The sequence below is a fragment of the Streptomyces sp. NPDC046859 genome, assembly GCF_040645135.1.
In the GTDB taxonomy this organism is placed as follows: domain Bacteria; phylum Actinomycetota; class Actinomycetes; order Streptomycetales; family Streptomycetaceae; genus Streptomyces.
In genome coordinates this window covers 77,229-98,117 of sequence record NZ_JBEYXR010000014.1, presented here as the reverse complement: position 1 = coordinate 98,117, position 20,889 = coordinate 77,229, and the positions used below count along the sequence as shown (strand labels likewise).

19 protein-coding genes and 1 riboswitch are annotated in these 20,889 nt (G+C 71.5%); of the genes, 6 read left to right on the top strand and 13 right to left on the bottom strand.

The features are described from left to right. Window positions 1-26: 26 nt before the first annotated feature. Window positions 27-857, top strand: a complete 831-nt coding sequence (locus ABZ899_RS21695; protein ID WP_361348464.1) for an HAD family hydrolase — start codon at window positions 27-29, stop codon at window positions 855-857. Between the two features lie 50 nt (window positions 858-907). Here the strand turns inward: ABZ899_RS21695 and ABZ899_RS21690 are convergent, their stop codons facing one another. Beyond that, window positions 908-1,642 carry a transglycosylase SLT domain-containing protein gene (locus ABZ899_RS21690; protein ID WP_361348461.1) on the bottom strand — a complete coding sequence of 245 codons (735 nt, stop codon included), beginning with the start codon at window positions 1,640-1,642 and terminating at the stop codon, window positions 908-910. Window positions 1,643-1,647: 5 nt separating this feature from the next. Continuing rightward, window positions 1,648-1,822, bottom strand: a riboswitch (cyclic di-AMP (ydaO/yuaA leader). Window positions 1,823-2,599: 777 nt separating this feature from the next. Here ABZ899_RS21690 and ABZ899_RS21685 point away from each other — a divergent pair. Further along, window positions 2,600-3,610 (top strand): polyprenyl synthetase family protein, encoded by a 1,011-nt coding sequence (locus ABZ899_RS21685; RefSeq protein ID WP_361348458.1) that lies wholly within the window; start codon window positions 2,600-2,602, stop codon window positions 3,608-3,610. Window positions 3,611-3,912: 302 nt separating this feature from the next. Then, complete coding sequence (locus ABZ899_RS21680) at window positions 3,913-5,196, top strand: DUF2092 domain-containing protein (RefSeq protein WP_361348455.1); 1,284 nt, start codon at window positions 3,913-3,915, stop codon at window positions 5,194-5,196. Between the two features lie 57 nt (window positions 5,197-5,253). Here the strand turns inward: ABZ899_RS21680 and ABZ899_RS21675 are convergent, their stop codons facing one another. From ABZ899_RS21675 to ABZ899_RS21665, 3 genes are all read right to left on the bottom strand, one after another. Next, entirely contained in the window at window positions 5,254-5,838 is a 585-nt protein-coding gene (locus ABZ899_RS21675) for an NAD(P)H-dependent oxidoreductase (protein ID WP_361348452.1), read from the bottom strand. Window positions 5,839-5,893: 55 nt separating this feature from the next. Next, entirely contained in the window at window positions 5,894-7,048 is a 1,155-nt protein-coding gene (locus tag ABZ899_RS21670; RefSeq protein ID WP_361348449.1) for an amidase, read from the bottom strand. A 69-nt stretch (window positions 7,049-7,117) separates the two neighbouring features. Continuing rightward, window positions 7,118-7,657, bottom strand: coding sequence for a DUF6668 family protein (locus ABZ899_RS21665; RefSeq protein ID WP_361348447.1), 540 nt, complete (start codon window positions 7,655-7,657; stop codon window positions 7,118-7,120). Between the two features lie 54 nt (window positions 7,658-7,711). Here ABZ899_RS21665 and ABZ899_RS21660 point away from each other — a divergent pair, with 54 nt between their 5' ends. Next, window positions 7,712-7,864 (top strand): hypothetical protein, encoded by a 153-nt coding sequence (locus ABZ899_RS21660; protein WP_361348445.1) that lies wholly within the window; start codon window positions 7,712-7,714, stop codon window positions 7,862-7,864. Between the two features lie 7 nt (window positions 7,865-7,871). Beyond that, window positions 7,872-9,212, top strand: coding sequence for a tetratricopeptide repeat protein (locus ABZ899_RS21655; protein ID WP_361348443.1), 1,341 nt, complete (start codon window positions 7,872-7,874; stop codon window positions 9,210-9,212). 134 nt (window positions 9,213-9,346) lie between these two features. Here ABZ899_RS21655 and ABZ899_RS21650 read toward each other — a convergent pair whose 3' ends face one another. The 4 genes from ABZ899_RS21650 to ABZ899_RS21635 all read right to left on the bottom strand — a co-directional run bounded on the left by ABZ899_RS21650 (window position 9,347) and on the right by ABZ899_RS21635 (window position 12,998). Continuing rightward, window positions 9,347-10,294, bottom strand: a complete 948-nt coding sequence (locus ABZ899_RS21650; RefSeq protein WP_361348440.1) for a M28 family metallopeptidase — start codon at window positions 10,292-10,294, stop codon at window positions 9,347-9,349. Between the two features lie 139 nt (window positions 10,295-10,433). Then, window positions 10,434-10,910, bottom strand: a complete 477-nt coding sequence (locus ABZ899_RS21645; RefSeq protein ID WP_361348438.1) for a VOC family protein — start codon at window positions 10,908-10,910, stop codon at window positions 10,434-10,436. 103 nt (window positions 10,911-11,013) lie between these two features. Then, a complete protein-coding gene (gene rarD / locus ABZ899_RS21640; RefSeq protein WP_361348435.1) occupies window positions 11,014-11,976 on the bottom strand; it encodes an EamA family transporter RarD in 963 nt (320 codons plus the stop codon). 167 nt (window positions 11,977-12,143) lie between these two features. Beyond that, complete coding sequence (locus ABZ899_RS21635) at window positions 12,144-12,998, bottom strand: SDR family oxidoreductase (protein ID WP_361348432.1); 855 nt, start codon at window positions 12,996-12,998, stop codon at window positions 12,144-12,146. A gap of 173 nt (window positions 12,999-13,171) precedes the next feature. Between ABZ899_RS21635 and ABZ899_RS21630 the strand changes: the two genes are divergently transcribed. Further along, window positions 13,172-13,528, top strand: a complete 357-nt coding sequence (locus tag ABZ899_RS21630) for a helix-turn-helix domain-containing protein (protein ID WP_361348733.1) — start codon at window positions 13,172-13,174, stop codon at window positions 13,526-13,528. A 124-nt stretch (window positions 13,529-13,652) separates the two neighbouring features. Here the strand turns inward: ABZ899_RS21630 and ABZ899_RS21625 are convergent, their stop codons facing one another. From ABZ899_RS21625 to ABZ899_RS21605, 5 genes are all read right to left on the bottom strand, one after another. Then, window positions 13,653-14,732, bottom strand: coding sequence for a 2-oxoacid:ferredoxin oxidoreductase subunit beta (locus tag ABZ899_RS21625; protein WP_361348429.1), 1,080 nt, complete (start codon window positions 14,730-14,732; stop codon window positions 13,653-13,655). Then, window positions 14,725-16,656 (bottom strand): 2-oxoacid:acceptor oxidoreductase subunit alpha, encoded by a 1,932-nt coding sequence (locus ABZ899_RS21620; protein ID WP_361348426.1) that lies wholly within the window; start codon window positions 16,654-16,656, stop codon window positions 14,725-14,727. Before ABZ899_RS21620 ends, ABZ899_RS21625 begins: the two co-directional genes overlap by 8 nt. Before the next feature lie 260 nt (window positions 16,657-16,916). Beyond that, window positions 16,917-17,627: a response regulator transcription factor gene (locus ABZ899_RS21615; protein WP_361348423.1), complete on the bottom strand. Its 711-nt coding sequence runs from the start codon at window positions 17,625-17,627 to the stop codon at window positions 16,917-16,919. A gap of 250 nt (window positions 17,628-17,877) precedes the next feature. After that, window positions 17,878-19,239: a sensor domain-containing protein gene (locus tag ABZ899_RS21610; RefSeq protein ID WP_361348420.1), complete on the bottom strand. Its 1,362-nt coding sequence runs from the start codon at window positions 19,237-19,239 to the stop codon at window positions 17,878-17,880. Between the two features lie 124 nt (window positions 19,240-19,363). Beyond that, the gene (locus ABZ899_RS21605) at window positions 19,364-20,572 is read right to left on the bottom strand and encodes a sensor domain-containing protein (RefSeq protein ID WP_361348417.1); all 1,209 of its coding nucleotides are present in this window, start codon (window positions 20,570-20,572) and stop codon (window positions 19,364-19,366) included. Window positions 20,573-20,889: the final 317 nt, after the last annotated feature.

Here is a 20,889-nt window from a genome sequence, read left to right as displayed (position 1 = left end):
GGGCTTCCTGTCCGTATTCTCTGATCATGGCCGCACCGATCGCATATTCACTCATCGCCACTGACCTGGACGGAACCCTCCTCCGAGGTGACGACACACTCTCCGACCGGTCCCTCGTGGCGCTCGCGCAGGCGGCGATGGCCGGTGCCCAGCATCTCGTGGTGACGGGACGGCCGGCACCCAGGGTGCGGCCCCTCCTGGAGGTCATGGGCAGCAGGGGACTGGCGGTGTGCGGGCAGGGCGCGCAGCTCTACGACGCCGGCCAGGACCGGCTGCTGTGGTCCATCACCCTGGAGCGGGACCTGGCGGAGACCGCCCTCGGCAAGATCGAGGCCGAGGTGGGGCAGGTGTACGCGGCCGTCGACCAGGACGGAGTCGAGGGGCTCACGCTCATCGAGCCGGGCTATCTGATGCCCCACCCGACGCTGCCGGCGGTGCGGGTGCGGCACCGCGAGGACCTGTGGTGCGAGCCGATCAGCAAGGTGCTGCTGCGCCATCCGACTCTGTCGGACGACGAGTTGGCGGCGACGGCCCGCGCGGTGGTGGGTTCGCTGGCGACGGTCACGATGTCGGGGCCGGGCACCGTCGAACTCCAGCCGAGCGGCATCACGAAGGCGACCGGCCTCGCGCTCGCCGCCGAGCATCTCGGCCTGGGCCCGCACGAGACCATCGCCTTCGGGGACATGCCCAACGACATCCCCATGTTCGACTGGGCCGCCCACGGTGTGGCGATGGCCAACGCGCATCCCGAACTCAAGTCGGTCGCGGACGAGATCACCTTGTCCAACGAGGACGACGGCATCGCCGTCGTCCTCGAGAGACTGTTCGCCCGCAGCCTGGCCGAGTTCCCCTACTAGAGGTCCCCGGCGGCAAGTTCCCCCTATGGGAGGGGGAGAGCCGGCACGGCTCAGTAGGGGCCGTTCACGTTGTCGATCGAACCGTAGCGAGCGGCCGCGTAGTTGCAGGCGGCCGTGATGTTCGCGACCGGGTCGAACGGGTCGTACGCGGTGCCCGGCACGTGGTACGTCGCGAAGGTGGGGTCGATGACCTGGAGGAGACCCTTGGACGGGGTGCCCGCGATCGCGTTGGAGTCCCAGTTGTTGATGGCGGCCGGGTTGCCCGACGACTCACGCATGATGTTGCGGTGGATGCCCTCGTAGGAACCGGGGATCCCCTTCTGCGCCATGATGTCGAGCGCCTCGCGGATCCAGCCGTCGAGGTTGTCGGCGTACGTCTTCGCGGAGGCCTGGGTGGCCTGGGCGACGGCGGACTTCTTGACGGGGGCGGACGCCGTGCTCGCCTTCGACGGCTCGGCCTTCTTCGTGCTCCGGACCTTCAGGTCGACACCCGGGTGGATCAGCCGGGGGTCGTCGCCGATGGCCTTGCGGTTGTCCTTGTAGAGCTGCTGCCAGCCGCCCTGGGCGTCGTAGCGGTCGGCGATCCCGTACAGGGTGTCGCCCTTCTTGGTGGTGTAGCTGACGGAGCCGACCTTGGCCACGGTGGGGGCCTTGGCGGGCTCGGCGGCGCTCGCGGTGGTCGCGCCCAGCAGGGGGAGCGCGAGAGCGGCGGTACCGGCTCCGGCGGCGATGACGCGCCGGGCGAACGGGCTGGTACGGGTGCGGCGGTGCTTGCCTCGGGACATGGCGCTGTTCCTCTCCGGCGCCTGCGAGGTGAGCTGTCGGGTTCGGGCGGGAGCTGCCCGGCCACGCCGCCGTAGGACGACGTGACTTCACCCCTAGCCGTCCCGGCGCGCCATCGAGGCGTGCGGTACGGCGACTTACCTGGGTCCCCCGCTCCTGCCGTGCGAGTGCGTTGTGTAGGTGGATGACTCGGGCGGCGGCAGGATTCGGCGTCCGCCCGACAGAGCGGGAACGTATGCGACAGCACATGTAGGGAACAAGTGCCGCAATCACCTGACGTGCTAGTTGACCATGGTCTGAGGCGTATGGGGCGCTTGATCCTTTGCGGTTGCCAATTCTCAACTCGCTTTTGTGGCAAGGGGTCGACGGGCTCCGGCGGCGGAGGGGCCGATGCGGGGTCGCGTGACCCAACTCACGGAGATCACAACAGCGGCAAATCGGGCAATGGCTCCAACTCCCCTGTTATTGCCTGCACGTGAAAAACTCACTGTCAACGCGCCCATCTGCCCCTTGAGTCCGGAGAGTCCGTTTTGCGGGTGCGGAGCAAAAGGTGCGAAAGGGTGGCGGCGCGCCCGGCTCGCCGGCTCGCAGGAACCTCGCCCTTCGTGTCGGTCGTTGAGGAGGCGTGGAGGCGTCCGGAGGGCGGGTCGGGGTAGACGGGAGCGGGGGTGTCGCGCGGACCCGCGGCGTATCCCTCAAAGAGTCGAACGCAGTTTCGGTTCGGGAAAGCGTGGGGGAGTGGGTGGCTACACACAGTGACGTACCGATAAAACGATGAATGTCCATCCTTATCGGGTGATCAAAAAACATACCGACCGTGAACCGATGTCGCCCGTGGTGGACGGGTGGGCGGCATCGGTGATCGAAACGTGACCGGATACGCTGACTTGAGTGATGGCAGCGACCTATCGACAAACCGTGTAACCAGCCGAAAGACACCAGCAGACAGGAGACCCCTCGTGACCGTCGTCGGGCCGTTCGGGCTGAGCGTGCGGGACCAGGCTCTGGAAGCCGATGTCCAGGCCGGATTGGCGGCCGTCGAGGAGGGACTGCTCGAAGCCACCAAGAGTGAGGTCCCCTTCATCACCGGGGCCGCCCAGCACCTGGTGCGGGCGGGCGGAAAGCGCTTCCGGCCGCTGCTGGTGATGCTCGCCGCGCGCTTCGGGGACCCGTACGCCCCGGGGATCGTGCCGTCGGCCGTGGTGGTGGAGCTGACCCATCTGGCGACGCTGTACCACGACGACGTGATGGACGAGGCCGAGGTCCGGCGCGGGGTCGACAGCGCGAACACCCGCTGGGGGAACTCCGTCGCGGTCCTCACCGGCGACTTCCTCTTCGCGCGCGCCTCGCACATCCTGGCCGACCTCGGGCCCGAGGCGGTGCGGGTGCAGGCGGAGGCGTTCGAGCGGCTGGTCACGGGCCAGATCCTGGAGACGGCCGGGCCGCAGGACGGCCGGGACCCCGTGGAGCACTACCTCGACGTGCTGAGCGGCAAGACCGGGTCGCTGGTGGCGGTGTCCTGCCGCTTCGGGGCGATGATGTCCGGCGCCGACGAGACCGTGGTCGACGTGCTCACCCAGTACGGGGAGCGGCTCGGCGTCGCCTTCCAGCTCGCGGACGACGTCCTGGACATCGCGAGCGACTCCCGCGAGTCCGGGAAGACACCCGGCACCGATCTGCGCGAGGGCATCCCGACCCTGCCGGTGCTGCGGCTGCGGGAGCGCGCGGAGCGTCTGGGGCTGCCCGAGGACATCGCCCTGTGCGAGCTGCTGGACTCCGACCTGAGCGAGGACGCCCGGCTCGCCGAGGCGCTGGCCGCCCTGCGTGAGCACCCGGCGCTGGAGCAGGCCCGGCGGGACACGGTCCGCTACGCGGAGGACGCGCGCGCCGCGCTGGCGCCCCTGCCGGAGAACGACGCGAAGGCCGCCCTGATGGAGCTGTGCGACGCCGTCGTGCACCGGGCCGCCTGAAGCCCGGCGTCCCTGCCGCGGCACTGCCCCCGCGGCCACCCTTCCCCTCCTCGCCCCACCCCCCGACCCCTACGGGTCGGGGGAGGTCCACCCCTCCGGCGTCATACCGCAGGTGTACACGGAGTTGGCTCCGCAGGTTGACGAAACTCCCTGACCGATTTGGTCAGATGGACATCACGGAAACACCACTCCTCACCGATTCGGGTGAGAATGGCGGCTCAGGGGTGGACCTTGCCGGGTCGTGAGACTCGCGGGCGACAGACGAACGGACGGCCGCCGCCGACGACGGAGGTAGGGCACACATGGCACCGTACGAAGTCGACGACAGTACGACCGCGGGGGAGGGCGACGACCTGCGCGCGGGTCGGCGCAAGGCCGCTCGGTACGTCGTCCCGGTCACGGTGGTGGGGATCGCGGCGGCGACGATCGGGCTGGTCCCGGCGCTCGCCGACGCCGGGGACCCGGACCTGCCGGACCTCACCGCGCAGCAACTGGTCGAGAAGATCGCCAAGTCGGACGTGCAGCAGCTGTCCGGCACGTTCAAGATCACCACGGATCTGGGGCTGCCCGACCTCGGTGGGCTGGAGTCGGGTCTCGCCTCGGGCCTCACCGGGTCGGGCTCGGGCGACGGCTCGTCCGCCGACCCCTCGGCGAAGCTGAGCGAGCTGGCCTCCGGCACGCACACGCTGCGGGTCGCCGTCGACGGCGACGACCGGCAGAAGCTGTCCCTGCTGGACAACGCCTCCGAGTACAGCCTCATCCACAACGGCAAGGACGTCTGGGGCTACGACAGCAAGTCGGACGAGGTCTTCCACGCCACCGCCGATGAGGCCGAGCGGGAGAAGGCCGAGGGCCACGGGAAGCTCGACGAGGTTCCGGCCACTCCCAAGGAGCTCACCGAGGAGGCGCTGAAGGCGGTCGACGACACGACGTCGGTCACCGTCGACGGCACCGCGCACGTCGCCGGGCGGGACGCCTACCGGCTGCTCATCGAGCCGAAGCAGTCGGGCACCACGGTCGGCGCGATCACGGTGGCCGTGGACGCGAAGACCGGGCTGCCGCTGAAGTTCACGCTGACCCCGGCCGGCGGTGGCGCCGCCGTGGTCGACGCCGGCTTCACCCAGGTCAGCTTCGCCAAGCCCGCCGCCTCCACCTTCGACTTCACCCCGCCCAAGGGTGCGAAGGTCACCGAGGAGGGCGACGTGGACAAGGCCGCCCCGCGGCACGGCGAGGGCAGGTCCGAGGACGACTTCCGCAAGAAGTTCGAGAAGGAGTTCGGCTCCAAGGACTCCGCGGGTTCGAAGGGTTCGAAGGGCCCCGAGGACGGTCCCCGGACCATCGGCGAGGGCTGGAACACGGTGGCGGTCTTCGACACCGGCGGCGCGGGCGTTCCCTCGGGCGCAGAGGTCGGTGGCGACCTGGGCGGCTTCCTCGACTCCCTGGGCGACAAGGCCACCGGGAAGTTCGGTTCGGGCACGGTGTTCTCGACGCGCCTGATCAACGCCCTCGTCACCGACGACGGCAAGGTCTACGTCGGCGCCGTCGACAAGGCCACGCTCGTGAAGGCGGCCGACTCGGCCGAGTGACGCGAGCGGCCCGGCCTCGGGGCCGGGCCGCTGTCACCGGGCATCACCGAGTGGCGCTCAGCCCGTCTGGTACGCGAAGCGGGCGAGCGGCGCGTCCTGGGCGAAGAACGTCTTGGCCCGGCTCAGGGCCCCGGTGTCCCGCAGCACGTCCCCGGGCTTGCTGCCGTTGCCGAGCAGCACCCCGCCGAAGCGCATCCCCATGTAGGCGGCCGAGTTGTTGAGGGTGCCGATCAGCGGGTCGGCGACCACCTGCTCCTCGTGGGCGAGCGCGGTCACGCCCCAGAGCGTGCGCCCGGCCAGGGTGTCCTTGAAGTCGACGCCGGGCGTGCGCAGCCAGCCCGACCAGTGGTCGAGGTAGCGCTTGGTGTGCGCGGACACCGAGTACCAGTACAGCGGCGAGACGATCACGACGTCCGTGGCCGCGAGGGTGGCGTCGAGCAGTACGGCCGCGTTCCCCTCCGTCGGCCGCACATGGTCGCTGTCGTGGCGCAGGTCCTCGAAGTCGGGCAGTGGATGTGCCGTGAGGTCGATCCACTGCTGTTCCACTCCCTCGGGCAATTGCTCGGCGGCCCGGCGGGCCAGCAGTTCGGTGTTGCCGTCGGGGCGGCTGCTGCCGAGGACGAACAGGAAGCGGCGATTCATGGATCCCCCAGTGAACACGCGCGAACAGAGCGCACGGCGATTAAGTGCATCTGCATTATATGCGTACGCAAGTAGCTGGCGTCCAGGGACCGAGCGTGCCCTCGGCTGCCTCCGCCACCGCGAGCAGTGCCGTCTCCTGCCCGTGCGCCGCCACCAGTTGGAGTCCCACGGGGCAACCGTCCGGCCCGAATCCGGCCGGAATGCTGATCGCCGGATGCCCGCTCAGGTTGAACGCCCAGGTGAGCGCCGTCGAGTACCGCTCGCCGGGGCCCTGGTGACCGTGCGGCGGGGTGGGGGCCGTCGGTGTCAGGAGCAGGTGCGTCCGGCGGAAGAGAGCGGCGAGCCGGCGGTCGTTGCCCGCCCGCAGGCGCCGGGCGGCCTCGGGGGAGGGGCCGGCCTCGGACCCGCGCAGGGCGAGCCACGCCGGGGCCGGGTCGTCGAGCCGGACCCCGTCCCGCGCGTCCAGGAGCAGCCGCACCACACCGGCTTCGCGGAGTCGTACGGCGGCCGCGTGTGCCACCGCCACGACCTCCGGGTCGGGGGAGGCGAAGCCCAGGTCGGGGGACCAGAGGGCGGCCGGGAGGGGCGGGCCGTGGGGGCGGGAGGGCGCGTCGCCGGACACCACGGCCCAGTACGCCGCCGCGTCCGCCACGCGGCGCGTGAGCACGCCCGGCGCCATGAGCCCCGTGGAATCCCGGGTGGGGAAGCGCCCGTTGGTCGCCTTCAGGCCGACGACCCCGCACCAGGCCGCCGGAATGCGCACCGAACCGGCGCCGTCGTTCCCCGTGGCCAGCGGCACCAGCCCGGCCCCGACCGCCGCCGCCGAACCGGCCGACGAGCCGCCTGGCGTACGGTCGGGCCGCCAGGGGTTGACCGTACGCCCGTACCGGCCCTCGCCCCAGGTCTGCCACGGGGTCCCCGGCCCCGGCACGGACGTCGCGCCCACCGGCACGCATCCCGCCGCGAGCAGCGGGGCCGCCGTGCGCAGCCCGCGGCGGCCCTTCACCCCGATCGGCACCCCGGCCAGCGGCGGCCGCTCGCCCGCGTCCATCCGGGCGTCCACCTCGCGCGCCCACGCCCGCGCCCGCTCGTCCCACACCTCGGCGAAGGCGGACAGAGCGGGGTCGGCGCGCTCGATCCGGTCGAGGGCGTCCGCGATCACGTCCACCGCGCGCACGGCGCCCGCACGGACGGCCGAGGCGATCGTCACGGCGGAGCACGCCGAGACCGGACCGGAGCCGGGTCCCTCGGCGGCGGGGGGCGACGGAGGGGGCACGGGTCAGCGCCCGTGCCCCGTCAGCCGCGCCAGCGCCTCAGGCTCCCGAGGCGTGCTCGGCGGCTCTGCCCACTGCCCGCCCGGATCGCCCAGCCGCCAGTCCGCCAGCCACGGCACCCGGTACACGTCGATCACCGACTCGATCACCCGGACCCGCTCGGCGAGCGGACGCGGAAGCCGGCCCGGAGCGTCCGCGACCAGGACGACGCCTTCGAGGTCCAACCCCCGCGGCGCCGCCCCGCGCCGGAAGAGCTCGAGGGCGCCGGGCACGGCGGCCAGGCCGGACGCGTGGGTGCGCGCGACGAGCAGCACGGAGCGCGGGTCGTCCGGGCCGGGCCAGTCACGCCCGCAGTCCCGGCCGCCGTACACCGCCGAGAGGGTCGTGACGCCGGCTCCGCCGTGCAGACCGACCCACGAGAAGCCCCGGGGGGTGCCGGAGGCGGGCGGCGGAGGCGGGTCGTCGGGGAGGGGGACCGGTCCGCGGAGCCAGATGTCCGGGCCCCGGCCGGACGGCCCCCGCTGTTCGCGCATGTCGGTGCGCATGCCCGCCCTCCTCCCTCGTCGCGTCACGGTCCCGGGGTGAGGCATGAGAAGGCCGTGACGTGGCACAAGCTCCTGGAACGAGTCTGTGACGTCACGGTGACGCCCGCGCCGCCCGCGGCCGGAGAGACTCGACAGTACGTGTACGACGTCTTCGACGTTAACGACGTGTCCGATCTGAACGACCGCCTGCCCGGCGCATGCGAGTGAGGAAGCGATGTCTCGTCTCAGCCGCGCGATGAAGCGGGAACAGAAACGCGCCACGTCCGCCGGGGGACCGATGCCGCCGGCGCCGATCGACGTGCGCGTCCCCGCCGCCGGGCCCGGCGCGGGCACCTGCGCGTCGATCGGCGGAGTGCCCGTGACCGCGGCGCCCGGCGAGGAGATCCAGCGGGCGGTGCTGACCCACCTCCAGCGGATCGCCGTCGCCGCCGGGCACCCGGTGGACGCGATGGTCCACGACGAGCGCATCGGCTACGTCGTGCCGCTGCGGGTGGAGCAGGACGGTTCGAGCCGCTACACCGCCGAGCCGCTGCGCACCGAACCCCCGCGCCCGGCGGAGGCGCCCGTGCCGCCCGCCGAGCCCGCGCGCGAGCCGGACGCCGCGCGGCCGGAGGAGGATCGGGCCACCCAGGTCCTCCGTCTGTCGCGGGCGCCCGAGGAGGACGCGCCGCCCACGTTCCGGCTGCGTACGCTGTCCGGCCGGACGCACGACGCGGCCCCCGGCACGGTGGCGCCTCCGCTGGGAGAGTTCGGACCCCCGCCGTCCATGGAGGCACCGGCTCCGGGCACGCCGGCCGCGGACACGCTGGCCTCGAACACGCCGGCCCCGGACACGCTGGCCTCGAACACGCCGGCCCCGGATGTCGTGGCCGCAGGACCGCAGCCGCTTCCGGCCGTGCCCGCCGTCCCGGAGCCGCAGCCGCAGCCGCTTCCGACCGCCCCCGCCGTACGGCACGCGGACCCGCTCCCGGTCTCCGCCCCTGACCTCGACCCGCAGCCCGCTCCGCCCCGTGGCTTCGACGCCGTCGCCGAGACCGTGCTGGGCGACGGCGCTCAGCCCGCTGCCACCGCCGACGCCTCGCCCTTCGCCGAACCGATGGCACGGGTGTACGACGCCGTGGGCGCGGGACGGACCGGTGAGGCGGGCGAGCTCGTGCGGCGGACCGTGGCCGAGGCCTCGGCCCTGCTGGGCACCGACCACACCGAAGTGCTCCGGATGCGCGAACTCGCCGCCTACATCGCCTACTTGGCCGGAGAGCCGGAGCGCGCCTTCGGCCTGTCCCTCGACGTGGCGTGGGCGTACCGCCGGGCCGGGGACGCGGAGGCGGCGTACAGCGGCCTCCAGGGCGCGGCCACGGCCTGGCGGGCCGTCCGGGACCCGGCCCTGGGGCAGGACCTGGGCCGAGACCTCCTCGGCCTGTGGAGCGCCCTCATGGCCGAGGGCGGTCCGGCCGCCGAGGAGGCCGAGGAACTGGAGTCGGCCCGAGCCCGTATGGACCGGCTGGCCGCACGGGCGGCCCGGGCCGCCCGGCCCGAGGGAGCGACCGGCGCCTAGGGCCTTTCGTTTGGATCATCCCGGCGTCGCGGGGTCTGGCACGCGCATCTGCCTTGCAGCTGCACGCACCAGACCCCGCTCGGGCACGTCACCATGTCCCGTCGGCCACAGCCGGGCTGATCCAAACGAAGGCCCTAGTCGGACAGCTCCCACACCGCGTGGGCGAGGGCGTCGCTGTTGCGGTCGAGGGCGGTGTCGTTGATGTTGGACGTCGTGTCGCAGGACGAGTGGTAGCAGCGGTCGAAGGACTGCCCCGACGTGCCGCCCCACTTGGCGGCCTGCGCGGCCGTCTTCGTGCGGCTGGCCCCGGTGAACAGCCCGCCCACCGGCACGCCCGCGCTCTTGAACGGCGCGTGGTCGGAGCGGCCGTCGCCCTCGGTCTCGATCTCCGTCGGGACGCCGAGACCGGCGAAGTAGTCCTTGAACGTCTTCTCGATCGCCGGGTCGTCGTCGTAGACGAAGTAGCCGGCGTTCGGGGAGCCGATCATGTCGAAGTTCAGATAGCCGCTGATCTTCGCGCGGTTGGCGCTGGACAGGTTGTTGACGTAGGAGCGGGAGCCGACGAGTCCCAGCTCCTCCGCGCCCCACCAGGCGAACCGCAGGTGCTTGACGGACCGGTAGGCGGCCCGGGACACCGCGAGCGCGGTCTCCAGGACCGCGGCGGAGCCGGAGCCGTTGTCGTTGATGCCGGGTCCTGAGGTGACGCTGTCGAGATGTGAGCCGGCCATCAGGACCTGGTTGGTGTCGCCGCCGGGCCAGTCGGCGATCAGGTTGTAGCCGGTGCGGCCGGACGACGTGAACTGCTGGACGGTCGTCGTGTAGCCGGCGGCGTCCAGCTTGGCCTTCACGTAGTCGAGGGACGCTTTGTAGCCGGGGCGGCCGTGGGCGCGGTTGCCGCCGTTGGCGGTGGCGATGGACTGGAACTGGGCGAGGTGTGCCTTCACGCCGGCCACCGGGATGTCGGGCGCGGCGGCGAGGGCCTCGGCCCCCGGCGCCGCGCCCGCTATGGATCCGCCGGTGAGCAGGAGGGCGACCGCGACGGCACCGGCCGCCGTCGTGCGCCCGGAGACGGAGAGCTTCATGTGGGGGGCTCCCGAAGTCCAGGGGGATCCTGTGGGATGGCCACAGGGGATCCGGGTGAATGGGGTGCCTGGATGGTCAGGCGGAATCTGACTTTCCGTCAAGAGTGCCGTTCGGACAGGAAGCCCACCGGTCCGGGAGTCACTGCACGCAGAATTCGTTGCCCTCCGGGTCCGTCATCGTCGCCCACTCGCCGCCCGGTTCCCTCACCCACCGCAGGACGTTCGCCCCCAGCTTCTCCAGCCGTTCCACCTCGGCCTCGCGCTGTCCGGCCGCCGCGTGGACGTCGAGGTGCAGCCGGTTCTTCACGGTCTTCGCCTCCGGCACCCGCTGGAACAGCAGCCGGCGCCCCAGACCGGTCCCGCTGTCCTCGTCGTACGGGTCGTCCGGATGCCGGACGGCCACCAGGTCGCGGAACGCGAGCCGGCCGTGGAACTCGACGACGGCCTCGCCGGGCAGCGCGCCCAGGTGCACCAGCCGTTCGATGAGCGCGTTGTTGTCCTCGACCTCGTAGTGCAGCGCGGCCGCCCAGAAGTCGGCCTGGGCCTGCGGGTCGGCGCAGTCGACGACGAGTTTCCAGTGCAGCGGGGCGGGCCCGCTCCCGGGTTCCTGAGTCATGCGACCACTTCTAGGGCGCGGCCGTGCCGGGCGCAACGGCTAGCGCCGCTCGGCGTAAAGCAGACGTTTGCGTGTGGGCGGAGAAGGCAAGCCGGGCGGACCGTCAGCCGTCCACGGCCGCCGAGGCCGGCTTCTCCGCCGTCCGCGGGGCGCGGGCGATCGCGGCGGCCACCCTGGCCCGCCGCGCGGAGCGCCACGCGTCCGCCGTGAGCGGCGTGAGCGCCAGCCACACCAGCGAGAACCCGGCCCACCGCTCGGCCGGCATGGCCTCGTGGAAGTACAGGATGCCGAGCAGGAACTGGAAGACCGGCGCCAGGTACTGCAGCAGACCCAGCGTCGACAGCGGCACGCGGATCGCCGCCGCGCCGAAGCAGACGAGCGGCAGGGCGGTGACGACACCCGTGGCCGCGAGCAGGGCCATGTGCCCGGTGCCCTCCGTAGTGAACGTCGCCTGGCCCTGCGCCGAGAGCCACACCAGGTAGGCCACGGCGGGCAGGAACTGGATGGCCGTCTCGGCGGCCAGCGACTCCACCCCGCCGAGATTGACCTTCTTCTTCACGAGCCCGTAGGTGGCGAAGGAGAAGGCGAGGGTGAGGGAGATCCACGGCGGCCGGCCGTAGCCGACCGTGAGGACGACGACCGCGGCGAAGCCGATCCCGACCGCCGCCCACTGCACCGGCCGCAGCCGTTCCTTCAGGAGCAGCACGCCCATGGCGATGGTGACGAGCGGGTTGATGAAGTACCCGAGCGACGCCTCGACCACATGGCCCGAGTTCACGGACCAGATGTAGACGCCCCAGTTGACCGTGATCACCGCGGCGGCCACCGCGACCAGAGCGAGGCGCCGGGGCTGCCGCAGCAGCTCGCCCGCCCAGGCCCAGCGCCGCACGAAGACGAGGGCGACCGCGACGAACACCAGGGACCACGCCATCCGGTGGGCGAGGATCTCGACGGCTCCGGCCGGCTTGAGCAGCGGCCAGAAGAGGGGGACCAGCCCCCACATGCCGTAAGCCGCGAATCCGTTCAGCAGCCCTATGTGCCGCTCGCCCCTGGACTTCCCGGCCACGGTCCCTCCTTCACGCTCTCACCCTGGCGGCAGCCCCTGCCGCGACCTGCTCGAAGGTAACGCCGAAGGCCCCCGGCTGTCATGTCCGTATCGCCATACGGTCATGACAGCCCGGGGGTCGGGCCGGACGGGCCGTGCCTCCGGGGCGGGCGTGGCCGCCCGAGGGATCAGTTCTTGAGCGCGTCGGCGATCGCGTCGGCGAGCGGCGTGGTCGGGCGGCCCGCCAGACGGGAGAGGTCACCGCTGTCGACGACGAGCTCGCCCTTGGCGACCGAGGTGTCCACGCCCGCCAGGACCGCGGCGAACGGCGCGGGGACCCCGGCGCCGGTCAGGATGCCGGTCAGGACCTCGGCGGAGACGGGGTTGTCGGCGATCTCCCGGCCGGTCTGCCGGCTCAGCTCCGCCGCGTACTCGCCCATGCTCCAGGCGACGTCGCCGCCCAGCTCGTACGTCGTGTTCTCGTGTCCCTCGCCGGTCAGCACGGCGACGGCGGCGGCCGCGTAGTCGGCGCGGGCGGCGGAGGAGATACGGCCGTCACCGGCGGCGTGAGTGACGGCGTTGTGCTCCAGGACCGGAGCGAGGTTCTCGGTGTAGTTCTCGTGGTACCAGCCGTTGCGCAGCAACACGTACGGCACGCCCGACGCGAGCAGCACCTCCTCGGTGGCCCGGTGGTCGTCGGCGAGGGCGGCGGTCAGGGTGCCGGGGGCGCTGGTGTAGGCGAGGAGGGCGACGCCGGCGGCCTTCGCGGCCTCGATGACCGTCCGGTGCTGGCCCACCCGGTCGTTGCCGACCTCGCTGCCCGAGATGAGCAGCACCTTGTCGCCGGCGGCGAACAGCCCGTCGAAGGTCTCCGGTGCGCTGTAGTCGGCGACGGCGATCCGGACGCCGCGTTCGGCGAGGTCGGCCACCTTCTCGGGGGTGCGGGCGACGGCGGTGACCTGGTCGGCCGGCACCTTCTCCAGCAGCTGCTCCACGACGTGGCGGCCCAGGTGCCCGGTGGCTCCGGTGACGACGATGCTCATGATCAGAACTCCTTGTGGGGTGCGGTGCCACCAACCCTAGGAGTGGCGCTAACTGTTGGAAAGTACCCACTTTGAAGTAAGGTACGGGCATGGCAGTAAGTACTGTGTCGATTGTATCGAGCACACCCCGCGGGTCCCGTACGGCTCCCGGCAAGTACACGGACCGCGAGGAGATGTGCCCGTACCGCCTGGTGCTGGAGCACGTCACCAGCCGCTGGGGCGTCCTCGTCCTGATGGAACTGCTCGACCGTCCCTACCGCTTCGGCGAACTGCGCCGGACGATCGGGCGCGTCAGCGAGAAGATGCTCACCCAGACGCTCCAGACCCTGGAACGCGACGGCCTGGTCCACCGCGACGCCAAACCGGTGATCCCGCCGAGGGTCGACTACTCCCTGACCGACCTCGGCCGCGAGGCCGCCGAGCAGGTGCGCGCCCTCGCCCAGTGGACCGAGCGCCGGATGGACGACGTGGAGCGGGCGCGGGCCGCCTACGACAGCGGCAGGAGCGAGGCGGCCGCCGGGCAGGACTGAGGGCTCCGGACGACGCGGCGCGCACGCCACGCGCGTGCGCGTGCGTGCCGGACGCGGCCGAGGGCGGCCGGGAACGCGAACGCGCTCCCGGCCGCCCTCGGCACCTGCCTCGGATGCGGGCTGGTCAGCCCACGACCGTCCAGGTGTCCCCGCCCGCCATCAGCGCGGCCAGATCACCCTTGCCGTTCAGCTCGATCGCGGTGTCGAGCTGCTCGGACATGAGGGTGTCGTACACCGGCCGGTCCACCGAGCGGAACACACCGATCGGCGTGTGGTGCAGGGTGTCCGGGTCGGCCAGCCGGGACAGCGCGAACGCCGTGGTCGGCGACGCCGAACGGGCGTCGTGGACCAGGATCCGCGACTCGTTCTCCGGGGTCACCGCGACGACCTTCAGGTCACCCGTGGCGTCGTCCCGCACGACACCGCGCGAACCGTCCGTCCCGAAGCGGATCGGCTGCCCGTGCTCCAGCCGGATCACCGCCTCCTCCGCCTGCTGCTTGTCCTTCAGCACCTCGAAGGCGCCGTCGTTGAAGATGTTGCAGTTCTGGTAGATCTCGATGAGGGCCGTTCCCTGGTGGGCGGCCGCCTCCCGCAGCACCTGCGTGAGGTGCTTGCGGTCGGAGTCCACCGTGCGCGCCACGAACGACGCCTCGGCGCCGAGAGCGAGCGACACCGGGTTGAAGGGCGCGTCCAGCGATCCCATCGGCGTCGACTTGGTGATCTTGCCGATCTCGGAGGTCGGGGAGTACTGCCCCTTCGTCAGGCCGTAGATCCGGTTGTTGAACAGCAGGATCTTGAGGTTGACGTTGCGCCGCAGGGCGTGGATCAGGTGGTTGCCGCCGATCGACAGGGCGTCACCGTCGCCCGTGACCACCCACACCGACAGGTCGCGGCGCGAGGTCGCGAGGCCCGTCGCGATCGCGGGCGCACGCCCGTGGATGGAGTGCATCCCGTACGTGTTCATGTAGTAGGGGAAGCGCGAAGAGCAGCCGATGCCCGAGACGAAGACGATGTTCTCCCTGGCCAGGCCCAGCTCCGGCATGAAGCCCTGCACCGCGGCGAGGATCGCGTAGTCCCCGCAGCCGGGGCACCAGCGCACCTCCTGGTCGGACTTGAAGTCCTTCATGGACTGGCGGGCCGTGGCCTTGGGGATGAGCGAGAGCGCCTCGATCGTGCCCGTGCCTTCCGGGGACGTCTCAGGCATCGATGGCCTCCTTGAGAGCCTTGGCGAGCTGTTCCGCCTTGAACGGCATGCCGTTGACCTGGTTGTACGAGCGGGCGTCCACCAGGTACTTCGCACGGACCAGGGTGGCGAGCTGGCCGAGATTCATCTCGGGGACCACCACCTTCTCGTAGCGTGCGAGTACCGCGCCCAGGTTGCGGGGGAACGGGTTCAGATGGCGCAGATGGGCCTGCGCGATCGCCTCGCCCGCGGTGCGCAGCCGGCGGACCGCGGCGGTGATCGGGCCGTACGTCGACCCCCACCCGAGCACCAGGGTGCTCGCCTCGTGCGGGTCGTCGACCTCGAGGTCCGGGACCTCGATGCCGTCGATCTTGGCCTGGCGGGTGCGGACCATGAAGTCGTGGTTGGCGGGGGCGTACGAGATGTTGCCCGTGCCGTCCTCCTTCTCGATTCCGCCGACGCGGTGCTCCAGCCCCGGCGTGCCCGGGACGGCCCACGGGCGGGCGAGCGTCTGCGGGTCACGCTTGTACGGCCAGAAGACCTCGCTGCCGTCGTCCAGGGTGTGGTTCGGACCCTGGGCGAACTGCACCGTCAGGTCCGGCAGCTCGTCCAACTCCGGGATGCGCCAGGGCTCGGAGCCGTTGGCCAGGTAACCGTCCGACAGCAGCATCACGGGCGTGCGGTACGTCAAGGCGACACGGGCGGCCTCCAGGGCCGCGTCGAAGCAGTCCGCCGGGGTGCGGGGGGCGATCACCGGGACCGGCGCCTCGCCGTTGCGCCCGTACATCGCCTGCAGCAGGTCCGCCTGCTCGGTCTTGGTCGGCAGACCCGTCGAGGGACCGCCACGCTGGATGTCGACGACCAGCAGCGGCAGCTCCAGCGACACGGCGAGCCCGATCGTCTCCGACTTCAGGGCCACACCCGGCCCGGACGTCGTCGTCACCGCGAGCGAACCGCCGAAGGCCGCGCCGAGCGCCGCACCGATACCGGCGATCTCGTCCTCGGCCTGGAAGGTGCGCACACCGAAGTTCTTGTGCCGGCTCAGCTCGTGCAGGATGTCCGAGGCCGGGGTGATCGGGTACGACCCCAGGTACAGCGGCAGGTCGGCCTGCCGGGACGCGGCGATCAGGCCGTAGGACAGGGCGAGGTTCCCGGAGATGTTCCGGTAGGTGCCGACGGGGAACGCCTTCGTCGCCGGGGCGATCTCGTAGGAGACGGCGAAGTCCTCCGTCGTCTCGCCGAAGTTCCACCCGGCGCGGTAGGCGGCGATATTGGCGGCGGCGATATCGGGCTTCTTGGCGAACTTCGACTTCAGGAACTTTTCGGTGCCCTCGGTCGGCCGGTGGTACATCCAGCTCAGCAGGCCCAGCGCGAACATGTTCTTGCTGCGCTCGGCCTCTTTACGGCTGAGATCGAATTCCTTCAGCGCCTCCACGGTCAGGGTCGTCAGCGGCACCGGGTGAAGGCCGTAACCGTCGAGAGAGCCGTCCTCCAGGGGCGAGGAGTCATAGCCGACCTTCTGCATCGCCCGTTTGGTGAACTCGTCCGTGTTGACGATGATCTCCGCGCCCCGCGGAAGATCGTCGATATTCGCCTTGAGGGCCGCCGGATTCATCGCGACCAGCACGTTCGGCGCGTCGCCCGGGGTCAGGATGTCGTGGTCGGCGAAGTGGAGCTGGAAGGACGACACGCCCGGCAGGGTGCCGGCGGGGGCACGGATCTCCGCCGGGAAGTTCGGCAGCGTCGACAGGTCGTTGCCGAAGGACGCCGTCTCCGAGGTGAACCGGTCGCCGGTGAGCTGCATACCGTCGCCCGAGTCCCCGGCGAAACGGATGATCACCCGATCCAGCCGGCGTACGTCCTTCGTCGTTCCCACCGGTTTGCGCTGCTCTGCCACGACGGCTTCGTCGGCCTGCTCCGCTGGACTACTGACCTGGCTGGTCACTGAACTGGACCTCCCTCGAGGCGGCTGTCTGGGCATGGCCTTCCCGCAAGCCTTCCCAGGATCAACCCTACGTCCGCAAAGGTCGCTCTCCCGGTGCCATTCGCATGACGGATTTGATGATGAAAACGTGCTCCGCCTTTGCTCCCCATGATTCACACGCCCCCCGGCGCTGGACTTGAAGACGCTTTGAGTTCTTTGTTCGGTTGCCGAATCCCTGTGGGCCGATTGCCCGCCGGTCCCCGGTCGTGTCAGGAGTTCGGTCAGGAGTTCAGATAGGTGAGGACCGCGAGGACCCGCCGGTGGTCCCCGTCGCTCGGGGACAGCCCGAGCTTGAGGAAGATGTTGCTGACGTGCTTCTCGACGGCTCCGTCGCTCACCACCAGCTGCCGGGCGATCGCCGAGTTGGTCCGGCCCTCCGCCATCAGCCCGAGCACCTCCCGCTCCCGCGGGGTGAGCCCGGCGAGCACGTCCTGCTTGCGGCTGCGGCCCAGCAACTGGGCGACGACCTCCGGGTCGAGGGCCGTGCCCCCCTGGGCCACCCGCACCACGGCGTCCACGAACTCCCTGACCTCCGCCACGCGGTCCTTGAGCAGATAGCCGACCCCGCGGCTGGACCCGGCCAGCAGCTCCGTGGCGTACCGCTCCTCCACGTACTGCGAGAGAACGAGTACCCCGAGAGCGGGGTGCGCCTTGCGCAGCTGCACGGCCGCCCGTACCCCTTCGTCCGTGTGCGTCGGCGGCATCCGGACGTCCGCGACCACCACGTCCGGCAGCTCGCCCTGGGCGTCCAGCCCCGTGATGATCTTGATCAGCGCCGCACCGTCCCCGACCCCCGCCACCACGTCGTGCCCGCGGTCGGTCAGCAGCCGCGTCAGTCCCTCCCTCAGCAGCACCGAATCCTCGGCGATGACCACCCGCACCCTGTCCTCCACGATCCTCGGCCCCCCGTGCCCTGGGATTCGACCGGGCATCCCCCGGCCCTGACGTCCTCGCGATCTCAGTATCCCGCTCGAGCCTCGCTCGTAGGGGGCCTGTGGATAACCTGCCGGACGCGGTTCGGGCCGCGTGCGGCCGGGGGAGGCGCACGCGGATGCCGGTCGCCCGTACGGGACGCCCGGCGGAGGGTGCTCGGTGCTTCGCACTCGTCACACGGCGGATCCGGCCCCGAACCACCCGGAGCCGGATCCCTCACTCATCTCCCCGCCCGCAGCGGGGACCGTCTCATACGGTGCGCCACGGCAGCTCCGCCGTCACGCGGGTCGGCCCGCCGTTCGGCGAGTCGACCACGAGGATCCCGTCGACCGCGTCGAGCCGCTCCGCGAGCCCCGCAAGGCCCGAGCCGGCCGAGACGTCGGCGCCGCCGACCCCGTTGTCCACGACCTGGAGCATCAGCCGGTTCTCCACACGCCACACGTCCACCGACGCCCAGGTGGCCCGCGCGTGCTTGCTGATGTTCTGCAACAGCTCCGAGACCGTGAAGTAGGCGATGCCCTCGATCGCCGGCACCGGACGCTCCTCCAGGTCGACCTGGACCTCCACCGGCACCGCGCAGCGTGAGGCGACCGCCGACAAAGCCGCGTCCAGCCCGCGGTCGGTCAGGACGGCCGGGTGGATGCCGCGGGCCAGGTCGCGCAGCTCCTGCAGGGCCGTCTTCACCTCGCCGTGCGCCTCGTCGACCATGCGCGCCGCCGCCTCCGGGTCCTCCGCCAGCTTCTCCTTCGCCAGCCCCAGGTCCATCGCCAGGGCCACCAGGCGGGCCTGCGCCCCGTCGTGCAGGTCGCGCTCGATACGGCGCAGGTCGGCGGCCGCCGTGTCCACGACGGTCCCGCGGTCCGATTCCAGCTCCACCACGCGCGTGGCCAGCCGCGACGGCCCAAGCAGGCCGTGCACCATCACCCGGTCGACCGTCGTCAGCGCCCGGACGATCCACGGCGTCGCCAGCGTGAAGACCAGTCCGACCAGCGCGGTGACCGTGATCTCGAACGGGTTGTCGAGATAGATGCTGTGCGTCTCGTCGCCGAACAGCTGCAGACCGTCCTGCCCCGCCCAGACCGGGAAGACCCAGAACCACAGCGGATACGTCAGCAGCGCCCATCCGTACGTCCACAGGCTCAGCGCGACGGTGAAGGAGAACACCGCCCACGGGAAGTGCAGCACCGCGTACAGCGCCGAACGCCAGGACGTGCCGCTCTTCAGCACCGCGCCGATCCAGGCCATGAAGCCGCCCTGGCGGGTCCGCAGCGGCTCCGGGTCACCCACGTCCAGGTGGAGCAGCGCCCGCGCGCGGGTCCGCTCCAAGGCGCCGAAGCCCCGGCAGCCGGCGAGGGCCGCCGCCAGCACCGGCACGCCCAGGAACGTCACCAGCAGGCCCGCTCCCAGCGACACCATCGTGACGGCGTACACGAACAGCATGATGCTGATCGGCAGCCCCAGCAGGACGTATCCGAACTCCCGCCAGCTGCGGGCCGCGAACGGCGCACGCAGCACGGCCGGCACCCGGTGCCGCCGCTCACCGTGCTCGGAAAGCCCGCCCTCGGGATAGCCGAGCCCGTGCCCGTAGCCCTGTCCGTACTCCGTGGCCATCGGCGTCGTCCGTTCTCCTCGTTCCGTCAGCCCCGTCCGGGGCTGTGCCGTCGTATCTCCACCCTCCTCGACCGCCGGTCCGCGGACCATGGAGACCGTCGGCGTCCTGAACGGGGGGTTTTCCCTACCCCTGGGCGGCGGCACGCGGCCGCCACGGCAGCTCGGCCGTCACCGTCGTCGGGCCGCCGTCCGGCGAGTCGACGACGAACAGCCCGTCCACGGCACCCAGCCGGTCGGCGAGCCCGCGCATACCCGTGCCGCCGTCCAGGCGCGCCCCTCCGCGCCCGTCGTCCCGCACCTGGATGAGCAGCCGGTCGTCCCGGCGCCACACGTCCACCGACGCCGATGCCGCCGCGCTGTGCTTGCTGACGTTCTGCAGCAGCTCGGAGACGGTGAAGTAGGCGATGCCCTCAATGGCCTCGGCCGGTCTGGCCGGCAGGTCCACGGTCACCTTCACCGGCACGGTGCACCGCGAGGCGACCGAGGACAGGGCGGCGTCCAGGCCCCGGTCGGTCAGGACGGCCGGGTGGATGCCGCGCGCCAGATCGCGCAGCTCCTGAAGGGCGAGCTTCACCTCGCCGTGCGCCTCCGCGACCATCTCCGCCGCCGCGTCGGGGTCCTCCAGCAGCTTCTCCTTGGCCAGGCCCAGCCCCATGGCCAGGTTGACCAGGCGGGCCTGCGCCCCGTCGTGCAGGTCCCGTTCGATGCGGCGCAGATCGGCGGCTGCCGTGTCGACGACGACCCCGCGGTCCGACTCCAGTTCGGCGATACGGCGCTCCAGCTCGTCGGAGGGCGACAGCAGGCCGCGCACCATCGCCCGGTCCGCGTTCGACAGACCCCGCGCGATGAACGGCAGGACCGGCCACAGCACGAACAACGACGTCAGCGTGATGACGAAGGTGACGATGCCCCAGGGCAGCCGGATGAAGTCGTACAGGACCGTCCGCCAGCCCACCGGGTCCTTCAACGCCAGCCACAGCTGCGGGAAGAAGCCGTCCCGCCCACCGCGCAACGGCAACCGGCTCGGCTCGTCCACCCGCACCCCGAGCAGCGCACGCGCGCGTGCCCGCTCCAGCTTGCCCAGCTGCCGCGCGCCCATCAGCCCGGCCGCGAGCAGCGGGAACCCGATCACCGTCAACGTCAGGACGGCGCCGGTGAACAGCACCGTCATCACATAGACGAAGCCCAGCAGCGACAGCGGGAAGTTCGCCAGAAGGTGGGCGATCTCCTTCCAGGTGTGCCGGTCGTAGGCGAAACGGGCGGGCGGCAGCGGCGGCTGCGCGTTCCCGGAGGGCACGGAGGCGCTCCGGGAGAAGCTGGGGCGTTCGGTCATACGGGTCAGCGTGCCGCGCCCGCCGCCGTCGCGCCATGGAGTGGACCGCCTCCGTACCCGGGGGAAAACCCCACCTCCGGGCGGGAGGAGGGGCCCGGGAGGAGCGTGGCGGCGAGCCGCGAGGCACGGTCCTCGCCTCCCCGGGGGAGCCCGAGGTGTGACGGGCTGCTTACGGTGTCTTTAGCAGGGCCTAGACTCCCGTGCGTACAGATCGTCGAACAGCGTCGGCAGCGGGGTTCGCGGCGCTGTTCACGAGATCACAGTCGCAGGACACCGGCCCGGACGGGTCGGTAAGCCCGGTCCTGGGACATCGGTCA

Excerpts from the sequence above, each read along its gene's own strand:
- ABZ899_RS21695 (WP_361348464.1), top strand. The coding sequence starts at position 27 with ATGGCCGCACCGATCGCATATTCACTCATCGCCACTGACCTGGACGGA.
- ABZ899_RS21690 (WP_361348461.1), bottom strand. The coding sequence starts at position 1,642 with ATGTCCCGAGGCAAGCACCGCCGCACCCGTACCAGCCCGTTCGCCCGG.
- ABZ899_RS21680 (WP_361348455.1), top strand. The coding sequence starts at position 3,913 with ATGGCACCGTACGAAGTCGACGACAGTACGACCGCGGGGGAGGGCGAC.
- ABZ899_RS21675 (WP_361348452.1), bottom strand. The coding sequence starts at position 5,838 with ATGAATCGCCGCTTCCTGTTCGTCCTCGGCAGCAGCCGCCCCGACGGC.
- ABZ899_RS21665 (WP_361348447.1), bottom strand. The coding sequence starts at position 7,657 with ATGCGCACCGACATGCGCGAACAGCGGGGGCCGTCCGGCCGGGGCCCG.
- ABZ899_RS21655 (WP_361348443.1), top strand. The coding sequence starts at position 7,872 with ATGTCTCGTCTCAGCCGCGCGATGAAGCGGGAACAGAAACGCGCCACG.
- ABZ899_RS21650 (WP_361348440.1), bottom strand. The coding sequence starts at position 10,294 with ATGAAGCTCTCCGTCTCCGGGCGCACGACGGCGGCCGGTGCCGTCGCG.
- ABZ899_RS21645 (WP_361348438.1), bottom strand. The coding sequence starts at position 10,910 with ATGACTCAGGAACCCGGGAGCGGGCCCGCCCCGCTGCACTGGAAACTC.
- ABZ899_RS21635 (WP_361348432.1), bottom strand. The coding sequence starts at position 12,998 with ATGAGCATCGTCGTCACCGGAGCCACCGGGCACCTGGGCCGCCACGTC.
- ABZ899_RS21630 (WP_361348733.1), top strand. The coding sequence starts at position 13,172 with ATGTGCCCGTACCGCCTGGTGCTGGAGCACGTCACCAGCCGCTGGGGC.
- ABZ899_RS21625 (WP_361348429.1), bottom strand. The coding sequence starts at position 14,732 with ATGCCTGAGACGTCCCCGGAAGGCACGGGCACGATCGAGGCGCTCTCG.
- ABZ899_RS21615 (WP_361348423.1), bottom strand. The coding sequence starts at position 17,627 with ATGCCCGGTCGAATCCCAGGGCACGGGGGGCCGAGGATCGTGGAGGAC.
- ABZ899_RS21610 (WP_361348420.1), bottom strand. The coding sequence starts at position 19,239 with ATGGCCACGGAGTACGGACAGGGCTACGGGCACGGGCTCGGCTATCCC.
- ABZ899_RS21605 (WP_361348417.1), bottom strand. The coding sequence starts at position 20,572 with ATGACCGAACGCCCCAGCTTCTCCCGGAGCGCCTCCGTGCCCTCCGGG.